Genomic DNA, 17,785 nt, shown 5'->3' on the forward strand with positions numbered 1-17,785 from the left:
CTTAAAGAACAGCAACAGCAAGAAACTGCTCAAACTTTAGAAGACGACTTGCAATTACTATGGCAAGAGTGGCAAGAAACGTCTCAGCGAGAATCTGAAGCAAAGCAGCGGAGTGAAGCGCTCAATCAGACAATAGCTGATTTGAAGCGTGATCGAGATTTAATACAACAGCAATCTCGTCAGCTAGAGCAACAGTTAGAAACAATACCTAATATTAATGAACTCAATGCTGCTCTAGAAGGAGCTAGGGCAGAATCAGAGCGGATTAAAGCACAATTAAGGGATTTTGAAGTTTATGTTTTAGAAGAAAATCACAAGCTAGAAGAGAAAAATGCTGACTTAGACCGAGAACTAAATTCAGCTTTAGAAGAAAATCACAAGCTAGAAGATGAAAATGCTGAATTAGACAGAAAACTAAATTCATCTAAGGAGTATATCCGTTATTTGCAAAATATAATGGATGATAACAATTCTTTGATATCAGATACTCAAGAGATAGTTATAGATAGTTCCTCTTCTGCTGGAGTTAGTTATAGATTGAGAAATGTTTCAGGCAGAGGTGCGGTGCGGTCTTTAGAGCGTTTGGGATTCACCGAAGATAGGCAAAGAGGCAGCCATGTTATCCTGAAAAAAATGATAACACAAACAATTTCTGTCCCCGTACCAATACATGAGGGTCAATCATTAAAGCGTGGGACACTCAGGGCTATTATTCGGCAAGCAGAGATAACCAGAGAGGATTTTTTAGATAATCTGTGATCATGTTGAATGGGAAAAAACAATTTTAATGGAGTTTAATTACAAATGAAATTTAGGGTAATCGAAACACTAATTGCTAGTTCTATTATTCTATCAATTTCATCCTTATCATCTGCTCAAAGTAATCAAAAAAAATCTACAATTCTACCCACAGGAACTTACTACTCTCAAGGAACCATGTTCAATAATTCCCGGAGAGAAATTGCACATAAAAACAATAGAATCTGTATTAAGATTGTCAAGGGCCCTGCAAATCCTTACAAGGGAGTGGAAGATATCACAATTAGCAGCGTGTCTTTTCAAAAGGGGAAATTCTATATTGATGCTACCGGAGAAGAGTTAATCTTAGAAAAAAATGGAAAAGTAATAAATAGTGGTCGTGGTGGTGTATGGGAGTATAGAGGCACCTCACCAGATCCCAGGAGTCAACCTATACAGGCTCAAAAAATGGCAGAGTGTGTAGCGGCTCAAGGACGATATGTACAGAAGATGCAAGGAATATCCATCTCAGGAATCGATTTTCCCAAGCATTAACCATGATCGACATAGGTGGGGTTAATGGGGGACTAGGCGCAAGCTAGGCTGAGCCTTTGTTCCCTGATGACTTGACGGATGTGGTTGAGGAGGGCTTCCCAAATTGCGTCGGCGATCGCCACTGGATATTTGAAATGTTCGAGGTCGTATTGTACAATGACTTCTAGGGGTGCTAGGATTTGCTGGTTTCGACAACTGGCAATTGCTGCGATCGCCTCTTGTTGCCATCTGGCAAATAGTCTGTAGCTGAAAAAGGAACTGCATTTTTGTCCTTTCTTGTTCAGGTAAACGACTATTACTTGATGTTGTTTGGGGTAAACTTTGACTATCCGGTTGACGGGCATTCTCAGGGCTTCGGCTGCTTCTTTTTTGGAGATTTGCCAGCGCTGGGGTTTTAGCCAACCGGAGGCTGTAAGGCTCTGGCGTGTGTGGCTGGGCTTGTGAGTTTTTAGATTGCGTCTCTTGGTCATTGCTATTTCTCCTAAATCGGTTTTCATTAAAATTAAAAGTTTCAATGTAATTAAAATAGTATCTGCTAAATCTTCTCCTGTCAAGCAAGACAGGTAAATTTGTTGGTACACAAGTAAACTAGGAATTGTGGTTATCTCGTGGCTGATACCGTGGACGCAGAAGCTAAGAAAAAACTGAGTGAGGTTGTTAAATTAGCGCGGGGCTCGATGAGTCTGACTGCTTTTGGCAAGCTGTTGGGAGTTTCTGCTGCCTCTGTCTTGTATTGGGAAAAGGGGCAGGTACTTCCAGATACGAAAAATTTGACTCAGATTGCGACAAGAGCAGGCTTTACGATGGAAGAGCTCATGGCTCATCTTGAAGGCAAGCCGGTGCAGGAACCCGTAGATACTAACGATCTGCTTAAAAAAATTCAATGTATGCCAATTAGTGAGTTGGCAGTTATTGGTAGAGCCGTGATGGATAGACTTGCTGCTGCTGCTGAGTCTTCTGGGTAAGTACAGTTGATGTGGAGCTATTTAAGGTACTATTAAAATCATAGTTGTTACTGATTGGTATACTTCTAATATTAGCAGCGATAAGTTAGCTTGTCAACAACAAGTGAAAAAATCATAAATTGAGAAGTAAACTTGTTAAATGTGGTTAAGTGGTAACTGCGATTGTGGATGCTGAAGGTAAGAGAAAACTGATCGAGATTGTTAAGTTAGCGCGTGGCGACCTCAGCCAGCGAGCTTTTGGCAAGCTTTTGGGCGTGTCATCGACTGCTGTACAGTTGTGGGAAAAAGGCCAGAGCATTCCGGATACGGAAAATTTGACTCAGATTGCTATTAGAGCTGGTTTCACGCTAGAAGAACTCATAGGTCATCTCGACGGGAAGCCGATGCGGGAACCGATGGATACGAACGATATGCTTAAAAAAATTCAATGTATGCCGATCGCAGATTTGGCGGTAATTGTCCGAGCGGGCGTGGAGCGGCTGGCTAATGCTGCTGAGTCTTCAGGCAAGTACAGTTGAGCGGGTACGAGCCGATCGCCCTTAAAAATTTCCACCACTCGTGCTTATCACAAATCTAGTAATTTGTCAAGGCAAAATCTACTTTGTTACGGAGTGCGATCGCCCTTATGGACTGACGCACTCCAAGCAAAGAAACCGGGTTTTTTACCGAATCTGCGGGATACAACGCGTCTTATCGTAAAAAACCCGGTTTCGGGGCCCCTATGCGATCGCCCTTATGAAAAAACCATTCGCCCTATCCCTGACTCAATATGTCTAAAAACTCTTGGACAATGCGATCGGGTTCTTCGCAGCATCTTTGGGCGTCACAATAGTGGATGATACTGATACCAGCAGATGCAAACTGCCGAAAAGAAATTGATCCAACAGAATGGCATTAACCTACGGCAAATTCTGTGAACTGGCGCATATAGGGTGCATGGAACCCCAGAACAATATCATCTTTAGCAATACCTAATTCCATTAAATCCAGGGTGATATCGTCTGCCGTTGTGTTGAGTTGGAGCCAGATTTTTTCATCTTTAATATCGAGGTGTAAAATTGGGCCGTAGACACGCTTACTTTTGTGCCAGCCGACATACGCTAATTGGTAATGGTCGCGCTGTGGATCGAACAGAATTTGGAGTTCTAACTCTGAATTGCTAGAAGTTCCAGAACGCATCTGAGCATAGTTGAGTAAGGCTTGCTGCACGGCATTTCGATAACGATCTAGTTTAGCCATTGTCTGATTTCCTCTCTGGTAGGATCGTAGACGATGAGACGGGTTTGACTCCTTTGAATGACGGATTGAATGAAGGGAACAACAAAAAAGTCGTCATAAATGCTGACAGGAACGGCGAGGTAAAGTTTTCGATCGGGATCGGTATCTTCGAGTGCGTAGCGATAGTTAAGACACTGACCCAAGGCCGTATGAAATTCCGAAAGTGTAGAGGCTCCAAGAAAGCTTTTGACCTCAACTGCGATTTTTTGACCCTTGCGCTCGGCAATGAGTAACTTCTCTGCTCCAAAGTCAATGTAGAGGTTGCTGAGGCGCTCGATCGGGATTGTAAGTGGATCATCGGTAATTGTCCAGCCATCTTTTTGGAGGGCGACTTTTACGGCTTCATGAAATCGATCTTTGGCAGGCATAGCCACTGAGAACGCTTTACTATTCCTATTTTACCATTGAATCGTGCTGCCCGATCGCCGATCGATACAGGAATTACGTTTTAACTAAATGCGATCGCCCTCTCCCTGACTCAATATGTCTAAAAATTCTCGGACAATGTGATCGGGTTCTTCTGTGCATCTGTTAGCGTCGCAATAGTGGATGATGCTGATACCGTGAGATGCAAACAGTCGATCGCGCGTTTCATCTTTTTGTGTGTCGGGATGCCATATTTCCAGAATACCCCATTTGCCTTGGTGGAAGATGAGAAAATCTGGTTCTTGGTTTTGTCGGCCTGCGGGTGTGGTGAGCCGGGCTTTGGAGTTGGGGAAAAAGAGGGTGTTTGTGCGATCGAGGGCTTCGGCTATTTTTACTTCTTCTTCGCAGCGAAAGCGCAGATCGTTCCAGTGATAAATCCGTTCTTTTGTGCTAGACAAAATTCCTTGGTTATGTGCGTCTTCAGCCTTGATAATTTCATCTGATACTGTATAATAATCAGATAGAATTGCACCGTGTAAATCTGCTGATGAATCTGATTAACTTAAGTTAGCGAATGATAGTTTTGCTCCGCTTAAGTTAGCACCGCTGAGATTAACTCCAATAACTTGAGTTCGATGTAATGTCACTTGATTTCGCCGCAAGTATCGCTTAAAAACAGAGCGTAAATTATTTTTTTTTACCTTTTCATCAAAAGCCTCTGAGAGTTGTTTCCAGAGTTTAGCCGCCAGCGCTTTTATGTATTCATCATTATATTGAGAGAGTTGAGAAATTTCCTCATAGGAATATCTGCCTTCCCAGCATTGTCTGAAGATGATCTCTTGCACGTCGTTTAAGCCTTCGCCATCGAGGACTGTTTCTGCGATCGCGATTGCTTCATCAACGGTCATGGCTTAAGTTTCCTTAAAGTATATATTTGGTGAAGTTTTGACAATAATACCATTTTTTTATGATGCTGTATAGAATCCGATCCCCCCTAAAGAGGGCGGGCGGGCACGGGGAGTAGGGGTCGCACCGCCCCTACAAGGGGGGAGACAAGATTTTGATCAAAGTCCCCCTTCTTAAGGGGGATTTAGGGGGATCGAGATATGTGCAACGACCCATTAAATTAATATAAGAGGCTATATCTTAGGAATTAAGGCTGATGTTCATTCAACCAATTGGTTAAATCTGAAGCTTCGGAAAAGTCCAAAAGCGCCTCTCCTAAATCCTCTAATTCTTCTACGGATAAAGTGTGAATTTGTTCGCGGGTTTCAGATGCGATCGCACCGATGCGTCGAGTCAACTGGCGAGTGAGGAACGACAGCGCCTCATCTTTCCTTCCTTCAAGGAGGCCTAGTTGTCTTCCTTCAAGGAGGCCATCTTCGCGAATTTCTTGGTAAATCACAGAACCGCGCATAGTTTCTTTCCTAAATAGTTGTCTGATTAAGTTTTTTTCAAATCTCAAACCTGCGAGCACTTGGGTGCAAGCGAGTAAATCCGCTTGTTGAGTAGGTTCTTCTATTGTAGCAATCTGAGTAGCTATTTGCTCTAACAAAGTTCGCGGCGAGTTGGTTTGGGATAGTGTCGCGAGTGGGAGCAAGCCGGGGACGGACAGCAGTAAAGCGGGGTCTTGTTCCCAGAGGCGAATAACTCTATATCCGTGTCGGGTGTTCGCGTCTGTGTACTCCGATACAAAAACTTGTTCTGAGGCTGTTTGCTGCAAAAAGATTACTACTTGATTGATGGAACAGGAGTATTGCCGTTTGAGCCTGACGTAGTAGTCTAGCATTCTGAAGGCGATCGGCGGGTCGGAGTAGGGTCGGGTTTCAAATTCCAGATGCAGGATTTGGTTATCTGTTTGCAGGAAAACGAGAGAATCGGCTCGGATGGGCTCTTGAATTAGTTCGGTTTTGAGTACCTGAACGCTGGTGGGCTCGTCAATTGGCAGCAGCCAGCGGACGAAGGCGACGGGGAATTTTTCTGCTAGATATTTGCAGGTGTTGTCGTAGGCCAAGGAAGTTGGGTTGTGAGGGTTGATTAGAAGAGTTTAACTCTAGCGGCATCTACCTGAGAATAGATTTTAGGGCGATTTGGGGAAAGTCCTTACTTTTTATCACTTTTTGTCACTTTTTCTCACTGACACAGATCGGGTCGTATTGGTAAGCTGATTTGAATAAAGAACACTCGACAAAAAGAATATAAGGAGAAAGATTGTGGAACAGTGGATTAACTTCGAGCAATCTTTTAACCAGCGTTTAAATAGCCAAGATTTAGACGAACAACAGACTAAAGCTAGAAACACCAAGCTTGAAGGTCATGCTTTAGTTAGAGGCGTTGCAGGTTCTGGCAAGTCATTAGTGTTGCGGAATCGTATTGAAAAACTAATCGAGGCAGGATATAACGATATTTTGGTATTGTGCTACAACCGCTTCATGAATGGATGGATTGATTCAATAATAAAAGAAAAAGGCTTGAGTTTAAAAGTAGAGAGTCGAACTTTTCATAGTTGGGCTTATCGCATTGGATACGATTACAATTGGGATGAAATTCCTGAAAAGCGGCAGCAAATTATTGATCTAGTTAAAACATATTATAATGCCAACCCCAAAAAGCGTTATAAAGCAATTCTAATTGATGAAGCTCAAGATTTTTATGATGAATGGTTTATGGCGATGTTATCTGCTGTAGATCCCGACACAAACTCTATCTTTTTTGTCTATGATAACACTCAGTCAGTTTACGGTCAGCCACATCGAAGAAAGCGAGAGTGGACTTGGAAGAGTCTTGGATTTGATATTCCTCCACGTCGTTCGCAAATATTTGATATAAACTATAGAAACGCGCCAGAAATTATAGAATTAGCTTGGCAGTTTATATGTCCTTATTTAGCTAGTGCTAATATGAAGACAAGTAAACGTTCAGGTTCTAATATCGGTAGTATTGTCGAACCACTCAAAAAGTCTTCTCGCAGTTCATCTATTAAGCCAATGCTTGTAAAAAGTGATATGTCTCCAGATAATATAGCTAAACAGGTTAAACTGGCATTGAGCAGTCATCCAGTATCTTCAATCGGAGTTTTATTGCATCCACAAGAGTCAAGATTCTTTAAATCAGAAATTAGTAGATGCCTGGGAGAATTGGGTGTTCCCCATCACGCTCCAAAGGGTTCTCCAGACCGAGGTAATAACCTTGTAAACCGACCTTTGGTAATAGTCGATTCTTGGAATGCGCTGAAAGGAGTTGAGTTTGATGCCGTTATTATTGCTGGCGTTGACCAAGTGGAAGAATTATCAGATCCCGATAAAAATTTTCAAGAAAAAGCAGGACTTTATACAGCAATAACAAGAGCAAGAGATCACGTAGTTATGTTATACCAAGATGAAACTCAAGTTGTGCAGCAACTTCAAAACATTTTGACAGCACCGGATGTTTTGGAGAGTGACTCAAATGCAAATGCTCAGGCTGCTTAGTGTGCAACATTAAGTCCTAGGATAGTAGGACATTTCTTAAGTTCATCTGATAACTTTTAGCTCCGCGATCGCTTCATTAACTGTACCTCGAAACACCTTTCCAGATTGATAGTCTTGTTTTCCTTGTGCAATGTTAGCAGCAATTTCGGTGCGACGGCGATCGCTAAGTCTCCGGTGCATGATGACAAGTAAAGCAGTTTGTTCGTCTATAGACAATGTTTCGATCTCGTCTAAAATACTGTCAAATGTTGAGGTTTGCATGGTGAATTAGGTTTTGTGGCGATGAGGGCAGTCTTATTTTACTCAGGTTTAATAGAATTTGCTGAAGGCGATGGGAGGTGCGATCGCCTCCTTTGACAGTTTTTGAAGTGCGATCGCCCTTAACAAATAAGAAAAAGCGCGATCGATCAATCGTCCCTTAAAGCCGACAGTGTTAAGGAATGAAAATCCGACCAACTCCTATATAGTTTTCGATGTAAAGTACAAGCTCAATCAAGCGATCGACACATTGCTCCCGATAGTCACGCTCAGCCACTCGATCGATGTTTCCGAGGGTAACAACAGGTAGCGAAGTTGGTGAACTTTCTTCACGAATAACTTGCTCTAACGAATCTGTTCCTTTCATACTGCGATTTGCTGTCAGCAGAATCATCTGGTTGTCTTGAGCAAATCGCCAAACAATTCGATCGCTACTATTAATTGGTAACTCAACTTCTTCAAAAATCACGAAGCGAATCGATAGTAAATCAAGCCAACCTCCGGCAGTTATACTGCCAAAAAGCATGAGAGCTTGCCCCTCAATATTAGGGTCAATTATAAAAATCATCAGCTTGATACAGCAAGTCTAGCTTTTCGTGCCTGAAGTTTTGCCCAAGCTGCCTGTCGATCCGGCTGTGGCGGCATTCCTGCAATCTGAGCGAGTCGATCGCGATTGCGATCTTCCCAATACTGCCGGATTTCTTCTGCCTGTTGCAAAACTATTTGATACTCTGATTCTACTTCAGTACGATTTGTTTCAATATAGGACATTGCTGCGTTGAATTGTTCGTCGGTTATGTAAAACTGATTGTGGATTAGCTTGGGTGGATAGCCAGCGCAGATGTAATCCATGAGTTGATAAAGTGTAATCCGCGTACCTGCGATCGTGAGTCCGCGCTCGGTGCGAATAATGGTTGATTTTCCGCTTGATACCGAAGTCATAGTTGTAACCTTTAAGCGATTATCTTCATTTTACCTTACTGTATCGACTCATAAATTCTCGCCCTCCAAGTCAAATCCCTTCCACTCCATCATACTTTCAAGGATTCTCGCTGCTGCTCACTACAAGGCACTCCATAAGCAGTATACGGTCTAACATCAGGCGGTTGCAGTCCCAAAACAATTGATTTAGCCGGAATTCCCGCTGCAACTAACTCCTCAGCAATCAGGCGATCGGTATTATTTGCTTGAATCCACACCTGACCATCAATAATATCAATATGAATCACGCAATGGTGAATGCGCTGCTCGTTAAACCAACCTATATTGATTAACATATAGCGGTCATTTTCTACATCAAAAATTGTGGCGTTTTGCGTCCCACTATCACAAACGGGAATCTCAGCGTATTCAGTAAGGAGCTGTCTAACAAGTTGGCGATAATTATTTAAGCTATCCATTGTACTATTTCCTCGGTTTTTGGGTTAAAAACAACAAGATTTAGGCGGTTATTATCTAGCAATATCTGACCAAATCTTTGTCCTTCAAAAAGCTCCGTAAAAGCATTTAGTGGAATTGCAAGATACAGTTGTCTTTCTGATTCCGTCCGTTTTAAGATGTCATAGTAAAGAGTATATTGACCCAAAGCTTGCTCTAAATCTGCAATTCGAGACTCTCTGATAAAACTTTTAACTTCAACGGCTATTTTGCGATCGTTGTTCTCAGCAGCTAATAGCTGTTCGGCACCAAGATCGATCGATAGGTTTCTCTTCGCCCAAGCCAAGGGATACGGATCGTGGGTAATTGTCCAGCCAGCCTTAATCAGAGCCTGTTTGACAAGTTGATGATAAATGTCTCTTGCTGGCACGATTGCTCTCTTTTGCGATCGAGGTTGACACTGACTATTATAATGTATTGCATCGCACCTTCTCACCCTCACTTTTCTACAACCTTCTCCCATCCCCTGCTTTGAAAGTTGTTGAAGTGCGATCGCCCTTTTTCCTCCACCACACAAACAGAATTTTACAATAGCATTCAACAAGCAATTTGAAGCGTCCTAGGTTCAGGGATAGATTCACCTTCTGCTTCCCATGCTTCCAAATACATTTCAATCACTTCTTCGCCCTTATGAATTGCTTCCTCACGAGTTTGACCGTGAGTGCAAGGCATCACCACGCGATCGCCAAACTCTGGAATCGTGACTAAGAAAAGCCGATCTTCATCAGACCATTGAATAATCATACTGTATCGACTCATAAATCCTCGCCCTCCCTTAACTCATTGAGTTCAGTTAATAACTGTGCTAACTGCTTTTCTAGGTAGAGTGCCACATCCTCTCCATCTTTGCCGGGAATTGTCAGTGTTTTTCTGAGCATTGGATGTCGCCAACGCTCATGGCTACCTTTGCCGCGCTTGGGTAGATAAACAAAACCTTCACGCGCAATTTGAACTTTTAACTCTCTAATTTTCCTTGGCATGGATTTTGTCTACTGCTCTACTTTATTTTATCACTTTTTTTCCACTCCTCTAAAAGCGTGCTAAGTTCACGGATAGATTCATATTTTTTACAAAAATTTCCATGATAATATATTTGCGATTCAACGATAGTTTGTTTTTAGGAGATATCTATTAAAAGTCCGATCGCGCCCAACAACAACAGTATCGATCGAAATCCCAACAGATACCTGAGAATCCCTAAACAAAGTAGAACTCCATCGAGATATGCCTCAGTCAGTTGTGCTCAAATTTTACATTGGGCAAGGTTTGCGGCAAGATTTAACAAAATTGTTTAGCGATCGCCCCACCTCACCCAAATATTCCTGCACCCACATCGAGGCCAGAAACCCGGTTTCTTCGTATATCTCTAGCTGAGAATCAGTGATTTTTCATAGAAACCCGGTTTCTTCCCGTAACTCCTACCAAATCAAAATCTGGCAATACCCTAAATATAATTAAAATTTGTTAAGATTAACACGACCTCAGCGCCGGCATCCCATTCCCCGCGCTTACATCCCCTTCCCCAGCCCCCACAACAATGCTGCGACTCGAACACATCAGTAAAATTTACCCCACAGGCGTCGTACTCAAAGATGTCACCTGGGAAGTCAAACCAGGCGATCGCATCGGCTTAGTAGGCGTTAACGGTGCCGGCAAATCCACCCAACTCAAAATCATCGCCGGCGAAATCGAACCCACCGCAGGCGAAGTCATTCGCCCCGCCAGCCTCCACATCGCCTACCTCTCCCAAGAATTTGAAGTAGATCCGACTCGCACCGTCAGAGAAGAATTTTGGCGCGCCTTCAGCGAAGCCAACGAAGTCCACGAATCCCTGATGCAAGTCCATCGAGACTTGGAAAACTCCTCCCCAGAAAATCTCGACGAACTGATCCACAAAATGGATCGGCTGCAACGGCAATTTGAAGGCTTAAACGGCTACGGTTTAGAAGCCCAAATCGAGAAAATTCTGCCCGAAATCGGATTTGAACCTGAAGATGGCGATCGATTAGTCAGCGCCTTCAGCGGCGGCTGGCAAATGCGGATGAGTTTGGGCAAAATTCTCCTCCAAAAACCCGACATCCTGCTGTTAGACGAACCTACCAACCACCTCGACTTAGAAACGATCGAATGGCTGGAAGTATACCTCAAAGGGCTGACAACCCCAATGGTAATCGTATCCCATGACCGAGAATTTCTCGATCGGCTCTGCACCCAAATCGTCGAAACCGAACGCGGCGTTTCCAGCACCTACCTCGGCAACTACTCCTCCTACCTGCTGCAAAAAGCAGAAGCCAGAGAAGCCCAACTCAGCGCCTACGAAAGCCAGCAAAAAGAACTCGAAAAACAGCAAGCATTCGTTGAAAAATTCCGCGCCAGCGCCACTCGCAGCACCCAAGCCAAAAGCCGCGAGAAACAGTTAGACAAAATCGAACGCATCGAAGCGCCCACCGGCGGATTAAAAACTTTGCATTTCCGCTTTCCCCCCGCACCCCGCAGCGGCCGCGAAGTAGCAATAATTGAAGATTTGGTGCACACCTACGGCGAAAAAATCCTATTTTTGGGAGCCGACTTATTAATTGAAAGGGGCGATCGTATAGCCTTTCTCGGCCCCAACGGCGCGGGCAAATCAACCCTGCTACGCCTGATTATGGGTTTAGAAAAGCCGACCGAAGGTACTGTCAAATTGGGAGGCCACAACGTCATCCCCGGTTACTTTGAACAGAATCAGGCAGAAGCCTTAGATTTGAATAAAAGCGTGATGGAAACCATTCACGACGAAGTACCCGACTGGAAAAATGAAGAAGTTCGGACTTTGTTGGGCCGTTTCTTATTTACTGGTGAAACAGTATTTAAACAGGTTGGCGCTTTAAGCGGCGGCGAAAAAGCCCGCTTAGCTTTGGCAAAAATGCTGTTGACTCCCGTGAATTTGCTGATTTTGGACGAACCGACAAATCACCTTGACATTCCGGCGAAAGAGATGATGGAAGAAGCGATTCAGAATTATGACGGTACCGTAATTATCGTTTCGCACGATCGCTATTTCATCTCCCAAGTCGCCAACAAAATAGTGGAAGTTCGCGACGGGGAGTTTCGGACTTATCTGGGAGATTACCATTATTATCTGGACAAAATAGCTGAAGAGAAAGAACTAGCAAAGTTCGCCAAACTTGAAGCTGAGAAGGCGGCAAAGAAATCCGAGAAGGAGGCGAAGAAGAAAGCGGCGGCTAAACAGAAGTAAATAACTTGACTGGTAGGGACACGGCAATGTCGTGTCCCTACGAATATGTAGCTGTAGGTGCGGATACATCGAAACTCCTCAAAGTCGATCGACAATCTCACAACGACGCAGGTTAATTAAGAAAAGCTATATTTAGTTAAACTACTGTTTGTAGGAGTGTGTCGCTACAGCATTTAAATAGACAAAATTGCATAAATCCTTGTTTGATCCAGTCACCGCAGATTTAAGGCAGATGAACAAAGATAAACGCAGATAATTTCCAGATAATTGTGGAATGAGTGCAATCTTGTCTAATGAATGTACGCTTTTATTAGCGAGTACCTCGACCTCAACGACTTGGATCTTTTCGTTTAAAGAATGGCTTTTGAGAACTAAGACACTCTTGCAAATCATCATCTAACTCTGTAGTAGGAAAACTATGATCTGCCACATATTTAATCAAATGATTTACCGAGCCAAACAAGAGAGTTTCTGTATCTTGCTGCAACAGAAATGTACCGTCATATCCGCCATATCCGTTAATTTTGTAAAAGTTTTGGCGCTGAGTATCCGCCGCAACGGAAGCCACAACAACTCCCTTATAAGAATAGTTTCTTAAGCAGAGTCTATTTTCTTTTTCAGCAATCTCAATATATCGATTCCCGGCGCTGCGATAGACGCCCACCTGTAAGGGTAAAGCAGCTAAAGAGTGTTCAGCCCCGATGATGGTCAAAAACAGAACTATCAATCCAAACTCGGTACAACTGTTCCAAAATTTCATTTTTGATTCCGCCTAATCTAGCTAAGATTAAAATTTAAACCCAAAATTCTATTAATCATTTGATTCGCCTGCGACTCGTAACTCCCGCCAAACAAATTAAAGTGATTCAAAATATGATATAAATTGTAAAGCGTTTTGCGCTTTTCATAGCCTGAATCCAGCAACCAAACTTCATTATAACCACGATAAAAGGCTGCGGAAAAACCGCCGAACAGTTCCGTCATCGCAATATCGACTTCTCTGTCGCCCCAATAAGCCGCCGGGTCAAAAATCACCGCTTCCCCCGCAGATGTCACCCCCGCATTTCCCCCCCACAAATCCCCGTGAACTAGCGAGGGTTGAGGTTCATAACCAGCTAACAATTCAGGAATCATCTCTAATAAACGTTCCCCTTGCGGAAAATGACCGCCCCGACGCTTAGCCAATTTTAACTGATAACCAATCCGATGTTCTGCCCAAAATTCTGCCCAATTTGCCGTCCAATTATTAATTTGCACCGTTGAGCCGATCGTATTATTCCTATCCCACCCAAAACCTCCCCTCAGCAAGGTTGAATTCGCCTTTTCTCCCCCCCTTAGCAAGGGGGGGCTGGGGGGGGTGTATTTGTGCATTTCGGCAAGTTTTCGCCCCATTTCTTCCCAAGCTCGATCGCCCCCGCGTCCTCCCAAATCCAACCACTCCAGCACAATATAAGCTGAATTCCCCTCAGATCCCCAGCAAATCGGCTCAGGTACTCGAATCGTCTGGGTTTCTCCCATTTGCTGCAAACCCAAAGCCTCGGCTTCAAACATCGCAATTTGGGAAGCTTGATTGATTTTCACGAAGTAAGTGCGGGAACTGCTGCTGATATAATAGCCTTGATTGATGCAGCCACCGCTGACGGAACGGCGATTGTCGATCGCAAATTTGTCTCCCGTTACTTCGGAGATATGCACGCTAATTTTGTCCCACATGGCATCAAATCGTGTTTAGTGCGATCGTAATTAGTTTAACAGCTAGAGTAACAAATATCGCAGATCAAGCTTTAGTAAATTATCCAGCACTTTGATTTAAAACTGCCTCAATTTGTTTTTCTATTTCTTGAAGTTCTAGACGTTTGTCAGCCAGCCAAACTTTTTGGGCTTCGCATTCTGCTTGATTTTGGCGATCGCGCTTTTCCTGCTGTTCTAATAAATTTTCCCACAGCGACATTGCTTTTGACATCACATCGCTACTCGTCTCAACTCTTTCTTCAAATACTGCAATAATTCTTTCTTGTATCTTATCAAAAATCGACTGCGAAGATTCATCAAACTTCTCAAACCCTAACTCGCAAACTTTTTCCTTGATTTGACCTTTAACTGTATCGCCATCTAAGAAACCCCAGCCCAAACCGCCACCAACACCCGCAGCTAAACCACCCAAAATAACTCCAATAAAACCCAGTCCCGTAAAAAATAGCAACGCAGCACCGACTGCTGCACCAATGCCTAAACCGCCCATGAGTCCGCCATCTTCTATTTGTGAGATTGATGAAGCAATTGTGCTTCCACTTGTACCAATACCACCCAAATTTCCCGCGCTCGCCAAATTCTTAAATTGACTGACAAGGTTACTACTCAGTTGCTTATCGAACTTTTGAAACTCCTGCCGAATTGCATTAATTTCTTCACTGATTTGGCTGTTTAAACTTCCTAGATTTTTTTGTAAAATAGACTGTACTTTTTGAGTAGCCCAATCTTCTATTTCTTCGGTGATATCTCGCACAAATTGGTCGGAATAATCTTTCGTCAGCTCGTTCTGACTCCACATATGCGAATGCTCAGAAGTCCAGCGATCACTTTTTCCGATCAGGCGCTCACCCAATAATTCTAGCCATTCATGCCAAGATTCAATAGCTTCTTCTACACATTTATCCATCAGTTCATCTGCTAATAGTCTAATTTTCACATCGCGGCCGCTTGCTTCCGCCATTTGTTCAAAAATCTTCGCCTTATCTCCTTGAGAAACTGTCAAATTTCCTTCTAGCATTTCCCTATATTGAGTCAATTCATCGCAGCCAGTGTCAATGATTTGCTTAATTCCGGCGGCGGATTGGTTAAGTGCGATCGCCCCCCGTTCAACTGTCAAAAACTGTTCCAGAGATTTGGTAAAATCCTGAAAAGATTTCACATACTCATTTTCCGTCCCGTCCAAAATCGCATCGAGTGCAGATTGAGCAGAAATAAAATGAATCCGGTTTTCACCCACAATCAAAATTTGCTCTTTAACAATCTTTTCTACCCTTTCTCTTACCTGCTTGCGGCTTCCTTCCCGACGCAGCAAATCGGCAAAATTAACTAAAACAAAAATACTCTTCGCAGCTTCATTATCTTTACCCTGATTCAACTCTTTTTTCAAATACAACAGCAGTTCCCGCTCTTTTTCTGTCAAAGCATTTTGAGCGTGAGTCAAAAAAATTACCGCATCAGTTGTTTTGAGAACCTGTTCCGTAACTAACGTGCGTTCCGCTTGTTCGTTCAATCCGGGAGAATCAATAATTTCTACACCATTGGTACACAATTCGAGATTCGGATGCTCAAAAATGATTTCTTTGATTTCTGAATTGACAATTTCATCTCCAAAAGAACCTAAAGCCGCTTCCTCAGAAATCGAGGCTTTATCTTTATATTGCTCAGGTGAAATCTCCTCTTCGCGTCCGTCTTTGTATTTGCAAATCACCCGCTGCTGTAGCCCGTATGTCAAAACTGTCACCGTACCGCTACAGGGAATATCCCGCACCGGTTGAATTTCCTCCCCCAGCAAAGCATTGAGCAAAGTAGATTTTCCTTTACTAAACTCGCCGACAACAGCAACGCGAAACCGCTGAGATTCTAATTTACGAGATATCTTTGTTACTTCTTCTGTTAAATTAGGAGATAGCACGTTGCGATCGCTTCCATCTCGCAGGGTTAAACCTAGTTTTCCACAAACAGCATCCAGTTGTTGCCGATACTCCTGAAAATTTTTCAACTCCTGATAGGACGAGACTGAATTTTTGTGATTTTTTTGCTGTTTCGGTTTGGCTGGCAAATGTTGGATAATGTGACTAGCAGCACGGACAAACATAGAATCGAGAGATTGAAATTGTGCTGGATCGAGTAAGGAGTGGACTTCTGCTAAAGTTGCTGTATCGCTGATTGCTTGATTGCTAAAACTCGCTTCCAAAAAAGTCAAAAATCGCCCAGCAATTCCGAGTCTGTTGGCGATGTTTTGCAAATATTGTTTTTCTCGTTTATCTATTGTCCCATCTGCCGCCGACATTTGATACCCAAAACTAATCAGCAGCAGTTTTTCCTCCTCAGAAAAACACGCTGTCAGCGCCAGCAACGCCGTCACTTTATTGTAAACTTGCCGGTCTTGCACGCTCTTAACCATCGGCATTACCAATGGGCGCAAACTGTTGTTAGCGGGGATAAGTTCCGTAAAAGTTGTCCGCAATCGCTGCTTTTCCTCAGCACTTACCGTACCGTCGGCATGAATGACTCCCAACAATACCGTCACTAGCGCCGCCAGAAAAAGCAGAGGCGGAGTAATATCCTCTTTTCGTAGTCTTTGCCCAGTCAGCAGCGAAACAAGCTCAACCGTTTGCGAACTAATTAGCGAAGTGTCCATTTGCAGGGCCTACTGATAATTTTTTTTTATTTAAACTATCATAATATATTAGTTATTCTGTGGTTTGCTACCAGGGTAAAAATTGATGATGAACTTTGTATTTCCCGCAGCGGTACAGGCTGCGATCGAGGCTGGCAAGTACGCACAAGTGTTTACATCTGCTGGAGTGCCGATCGGCATGGCGAGAGATGCAGCGACGGGACAGTTTGCGGCCCATGCCGTCGGCGCTGCCCTCAACAATAGCCCTCTCTCCCCCTTAGTCTCTCCCATGCAGCTTGTTATGGGCGGCTTGCAGATGCAGCAAATGCACATGGGCTTTCAAGCCGTCCAAGCCAGTTTGGGCGTGCTGCAAGCGACAACAGCCGTCATTGGTGTTGGAACTTTCGCCGGGGTAGCCTTGTCGGCGGTGAATTTGCACCAGACATTGAAACTAAAAAAAGCAGTTGAAAAGCTGGAAGTTAAAGTAGAAAACGGTTTCATCAATTTAGAACAACTTTTGAAAGGCCAAGGTGCGGAAATTAAGCAATTAATTTCCGAAGTTGTTGCAGATATAAAATTTGAGAACCACCGTTTAGTCTTAGTGCAGGCTTACGGGTTATTTAATCAAGCAATTCAACGAATGCGATCGGCTTTGCGACTGGAAGATATCAACCGCCGCAATGCTGAAATTGATGCGGCGCGGGGGATGTTGTTTGAAGCTTTAGCCGATTACAGAAACCCGCATTTGTTGGCAGAAACCTGTGCGGCGGGACAGTTGCGCCGATTAGAGTGCGGTTGGGCGATCGAGCAAAGTATTATTGGCACGTATCAGGTGCAAAATGAATTTGGTGCTGCGGGCGATCGGATTTCTCAACTGCAACAAAAAATCCGTCAAGACGGCATCGGTATTATAGACTGTTGTGACTCAGACGAAGAGCTTGACTTTCTTTTTCCTGAAATTACGCGAATTCACAATCACGATTTAGCCGCATTAGACATTTGGCAAAATCAGATTGAATGGATTAAATCTTTGCCGCCAAGTGAGTTAAAGCAGTTGCAAAGTGCTGATTTTAATAAATCTGACTCGGCTGTTAAGGTGGAGAAAAAC

Annotated in this window: 22 protein-coding genes; 6 read left to right on the plus strand and 16 right to left on the minus strand. The window is 43.5% G+C overall.

The features are described 5' to 3' along the window. The coding region (locus tag QUA00_RS03815; RefSeq protein ID WP_333408724.1) for a type II toxin-antitoxin system HicA family toxin at nt 1-759 on the plus strand (759 nt) is incomplete at its 5' end. A 45-nt stretch (nt 760-804) separates the two neighbouring features. Further along, a complete protein-coding gene (locus QUA00_RS03820; RefSeq protein ID WP_333408725.1) occupies nt 805-1,293 on the plus strand; it encodes a hypothetical protein in 489 nt (162 codons plus the stop codon). A 32-nt stretch (nt 1,294-1,325) separates the two neighbouring features. Here QUA00_RS03820 and QUA00_RS03825 read toward each other — a convergent pair whose 3' ends face one another. Continuing rightward, the gene (locus QUA00_RS03825) at nt 1,326-1,874 is read right to left on the minus strand and encodes a hypothetical protein (protein WP_333408726.1); all 549 of its coding nucleotides are present in this window, start codon (nt 1,872-1,874) and stop codon (nt 1,326-1,328) included. 27 nt (nt 1,875-1,901) lie between these two features. Between QUA00_RS03825 and QUA00_RS03830 the strand changes: the two genes are divergently transcribed. Next, nucleotides 1,902-2,258: a helix-turn-helix domain-containing protein gene (locus QUA00_RS03830; protein WP_333408727.1), complete on the plus strand. Its 357-nt coding sequence runs from the start codon at nt 1,902-1,904 to the stop codon at nt 2,256-2,258. 149 nt (nt 2,259-2,407) lie between these two features. Then, a complete protein-coding gene (locus QUA00_RS03835; protein ID WP_333239177.1) occupies nt 2,408-2,776 on the plus strand; it encodes a helix-turn-helix transcriptional regulator in 369 nt (122 codons plus the stop codon). A gap of 376 nt (nt 2,777-3,152) precedes the next feature. On the opposite strand, the gene QUA00_RS03840 is transcribed toward QUA00_RS03835, so the two are convergent. From QUA00_RS03840 to QUA00_RS03860, 5 genes are all read right to left on the minus strand, one after another. Beyond that, nucleotides 3,153-3,497: a XisI protein gene (locus tag QUA00_RS03840; protein WP_333408728.1), complete on the minus strand. Its 345-nt coding sequence runs from the start codon at nt 3,495-3,497 to the stop codon at nt 3,153-3,155. Further along, entirely contained in the window at nt 3,485-3,904 is a 420-nt protein-coding gene (locus QUA00_RS03845) for a XisH family protein (protein ID WP_333101791.1), read from the minus strand. The genes QUA00_RS03840 and QUA00_RS03845 overlap by 13 nt, the downstream gene beginning before the upstream one ends. Nucleotides 3,905-3,988: 84 nt before the next feature. Next, nucleotides 3,989-4,360 (minus strand): hypothetical protein, encoded by a 372-nt coding sequence (locus QUA00_RS03850; RefSeq protein ID WP_333408729.1) that lies wholly within the window; start codon nt 4,358-4,360, stop codon nt 3,989-3,991. Between the two features lie 99 nt (nt 4,361-4,459). Then, on the minus strand, nt 4,460-4,810 hold the full coding sequence (locus tag QUA00_RS03855; RefSeq protein ID WP_333408730.1) for a pentapeptide repeat-containing protein: 351 nt from the start codon (nt 4,808-4,810) through the stop codon (nt 4,460-4,462). Between the two features lie 245 nt (nt 4,811-5,055). Beyond that, nucleotides 5,056-5,916: an Rpn family recombination-promoting nuclease/putative transposase gene (locus tag QUA00_RS03860; RefSeq protein ID WP_333408731.1), complete on the minus strand. Its 861-nt coding sequence runs from the start codon at nt 5,914-5,916 to the stop codon at nt 5,056-5,058. A 199-nt stretch (nt 5,917-6,115) separates the two neighbouring features. On the opposite strand from QUA00_RS03860, the gene QUA00_RS03865 reads away from it, so the two are divergent. After that, nucleotides 6,116-7,372 (plus strand): UvrD-helicase domain-containing protein, encoded by a 1,257-nt coding sequence (locus tag QUA00_RS03865; protein ID WP_333202652.1) that lies wholly within the window; start codon nt 6,116-6,118, stop codon nt 7,370-7,372. Between the two features lie 42 nt (nt 7,373-7,414). On the opposite strand, the gene QUA00_RS03870 is transcribed toward QUA00_RS03865, so the two are convergent. From QUA00_RS03870 to QUA00_RS03900, 7 genes are all read right to left on the minus strand, one after another. Next, nucleotides 7,415-7,633 (minus strand): hypothetical protein, encoded by a 219-nt coding sequence (locus QUA00_RS03870; RefSeq protein WP_333408732.1) that lies wholly within the window; start codon nt 7,631-7,633, stop codon nt 7,415-7,417. Between the two features lie 172 nt (nt 7,634-7,805). Next, a complete protein-coding gene (locus QUA00_RS03875) occupies nt 7,806-8,198 on the minus strand; it encodes an ACP S-malonyltransferase (protein WP_333408733.1) in 393 nt (130 codons plus the stop codon). After that, nucleotides 8,198-8,572: a DUF433 domain-containing protein gene (locus QUA00_RS03880; protein ID WP_333408734.1), complete on the minus strand. Its 375-nt coding sequence runs from the start codon at nt 8,570-8,572 to the stop codon at nt 8,198-8,200. The genes QUA00_RS03875 and QUA00_RS03880 overlap by 1 nt, the downstream gene beginning before the upstream one ends. A gap of 89 nt (nt 8,573-8,661) precedes the next feature. Beyond that, entirely contained in the window at nt 8,662-9,030 is a 369-nt protein-coding gene (locus QUA00_RS03885) for a XisI protein (RefSeq protein ID WP_333212831.1), read from the minus strand. Next, complete coding sequence (locus tag QUA00_RS03890) at nt 9,018-9,608, minus strand: element excision factor XisH family protein (RefSeq protein ID WP_333408735.1); 591 nt, start codon at nt 9,606-9,608, stop codon at nt 9,018-9,020. Before QUA00_RS03890 ends, QUA00_RS03885 begins: the two co-directional genes overlap by 13 nt. Beyond that, nucleotides 9,605-9,826 carry a type II toxin-antitoxin system HicB family antitoxin gene (locus QUA00_RS03895; RefSeq protein ID WP_333408737.1) on the minus strand — a complete coding sequence of 74 codons (222 nt, stop codon included), beginning with the start codon at nt 9,824-9,826 and terminating at the stop codon, nt 9,605-9,607. Before QUA00_RS03895 ends, QUA00_RS03890 begins: the two co-directional genes overlap by 4 nt. Then, entirely contained in the window at nt 9,823-10,047 is a 225-nt protein-coding gene (locus QUA00_RS03900; RefSeq protein WP_333408738.1) for a type II toxin-antitoxin system HicA family toxin, read from the minus strand. The genes QUA00_RS03895 and QUA00_RS03900 overlap by 4 nt, the downstream gene beginning before the upstream one ends. Nucleotides 10,048-10,604: 557 nt before the next feature. Between QUA00_RS03900 and QUA00_RS03905 the strand changes: the two genes are divergently transcribed. After that, on the plus strand, nt 10,605-12,305 hold the full coding sequence (locus QUA00_RS03905) for an ABC-F family ATP-binding cassette domain-containing protein (RefSeq protein WP_333101784.1): 1,701 nt from the start codon (nt 10,605-10,607) through the stop codon (nt 12,303-12,305). Between the two features lie 328 nt (nt 12,306-12,633). On the opposite strand, the gene QUA00_RS03910 is transcribed toward QUA00_RS03905, so the two are convergent. The 3 genes from QUA00_RS03910 to QUA00_RS03920 all read right to left on the minus strand — a co-directional run bounded on the left by QUA00_RS03910 (nt 12,634) and on the right by QUA00_RS03920 (nt 16,698). After that, nucleotides 12,634-13,065 (minus strand): hypothetical protein, encoded by a 432-nt coding sequence (locus QUA00_RS03910; protein ID WP_333101783.1) that lies wholly within the window; start codon nt 13,063-13,065, stop codon nt 12,634-12,636. A 17-nt stretch (nt 13,066-13,082) separates the two neighbouring features. After that, the gene (locus QUA00_RS03915) at nt 13,083-14,018 is read right to left on the minus strand and encodes a fructosamine kinase family protein (protein ID WP_333408739.1); all 936 of its coding nucleotides are present in this window, start codon (nt 14,016-14,018) and stop codon (nt 13,083-13,085) included. 79 nt (nt 14,019-14,097) lie between these two features. After that, entirely contained in the window at nt 14,098-16,698 is a 2,601-nt protein-coding gene (locus QUA00_RS03920) for a dynamin family protein (RefSeq protein ID WP_333408740.1), read from the minus strand. Between the last annotated feature and the right edge of the window lie 1,087 nt (nt 16,699-17,785).

The sequence above is a fragment of the Microcoleus sp. T2B6 genome (assembly GCF_036700475.1).
Taxonomy (GTDB): Bacteria; Cyanobacteriota; Cyanobacteriia; order Cyanobacteriales; family Microcoleaceae; genus Microcoleus.

Coding starts and splice junctions, on each gene's coding strand:
- QUA00_RS03840 (WP_333408728.1), bottom strand. CDS start 3,497: ATGGCTAAACTAGATCGTTATCGAAATGCCGTGCAGCAAGCCTTACTC.
- QUA00_RS03920 (WP_333408740.1), bottom strand. CDS start 16,698: ATGGACACTTCGCTAATTAGTTCGCAAACGGTTGAGCTTGTTTCGCTG.
- QUA00_RS03910 (WP_333101783.1), bottom strand. CDS start 13,065: ATGAAATTTTGGAACAGTTGTACCGAGTTTGGATTGATAGTTCTGTTT.
- QUA00_RS03845 (WP_333101791.1), bottom strand. CDS start 3,904: ATGCCTGCCAAAGATCGATTTCATGAAGCCGTAAAAGTCGCCCTCCAA.
- QUA00_RS03855 (WP_333408730.1), bottom strand. CDS start 4,810: ATGACCGTTGATGAAGCAATCGCGATCGCAGAAACAGTCCTCGATGGC.
- QUA00_RS03915 (WP_333408739.1), bottom strand. CDS start 14,018: ATGTGGGACAAAATTAGCGTGCATATCTCCGAAGTAACGGGAGACAAA.
- QUA00_RS03900 (WP_333408738.1), bottom strand. CDS start 10,047: ATGCCAAGGAAAATTAGAGAGTTAAAAGTTCAAATTGCGCGTGAAGGT.
- QUA00_RS03905 (WP_333101784.1), top strand. CDS start 10,605: ATGCTGCGACTCGAACACATCAGTAAAATTTACCCCACAGGCGTCGTA.
- QUA00_RS03885 (WP_333212831.1), bottom strand. CDS start 9,030: ATGGATAGCTTAAATAATTATCGCCAACTTGTTAGACAGCTCCTTACT.
- QUA00_RS03875 (WP_333408733.1), bottom strand. CDS start 8,198: ATGATTTTTATAATTGACCCTAATATTGAGGGGCAAGCTCTCATGCTT.
- QUA00_RS03880 (WP_333408734.1), bottom strand. CDS start 8,572: ATGACTTCGGTATCAAGCGGAAAATCAACCATTATTCGCACCGAGCGC.
- QUA00_RS03870 (WP_333408732.1), bottom strand. CDS start 7,633: ATGCAAACCTCAACATTTGACAGTATTTTAGACGAGATCGAAACATTG.
- QUA00_RS03895 (WP_333408737.1), bottom strand. CDS start 9,826: ATGAGTCGATACAGTATGATTATTCAATGGTCTGATGAAGATCGGCTT.
- QUA00_RS03820 (WP_333408725.1), top strand. CDS start 805: ATGAAATTTAGGGTAATCGAAACACTAATTGCTAGTTCTATTATTCTA.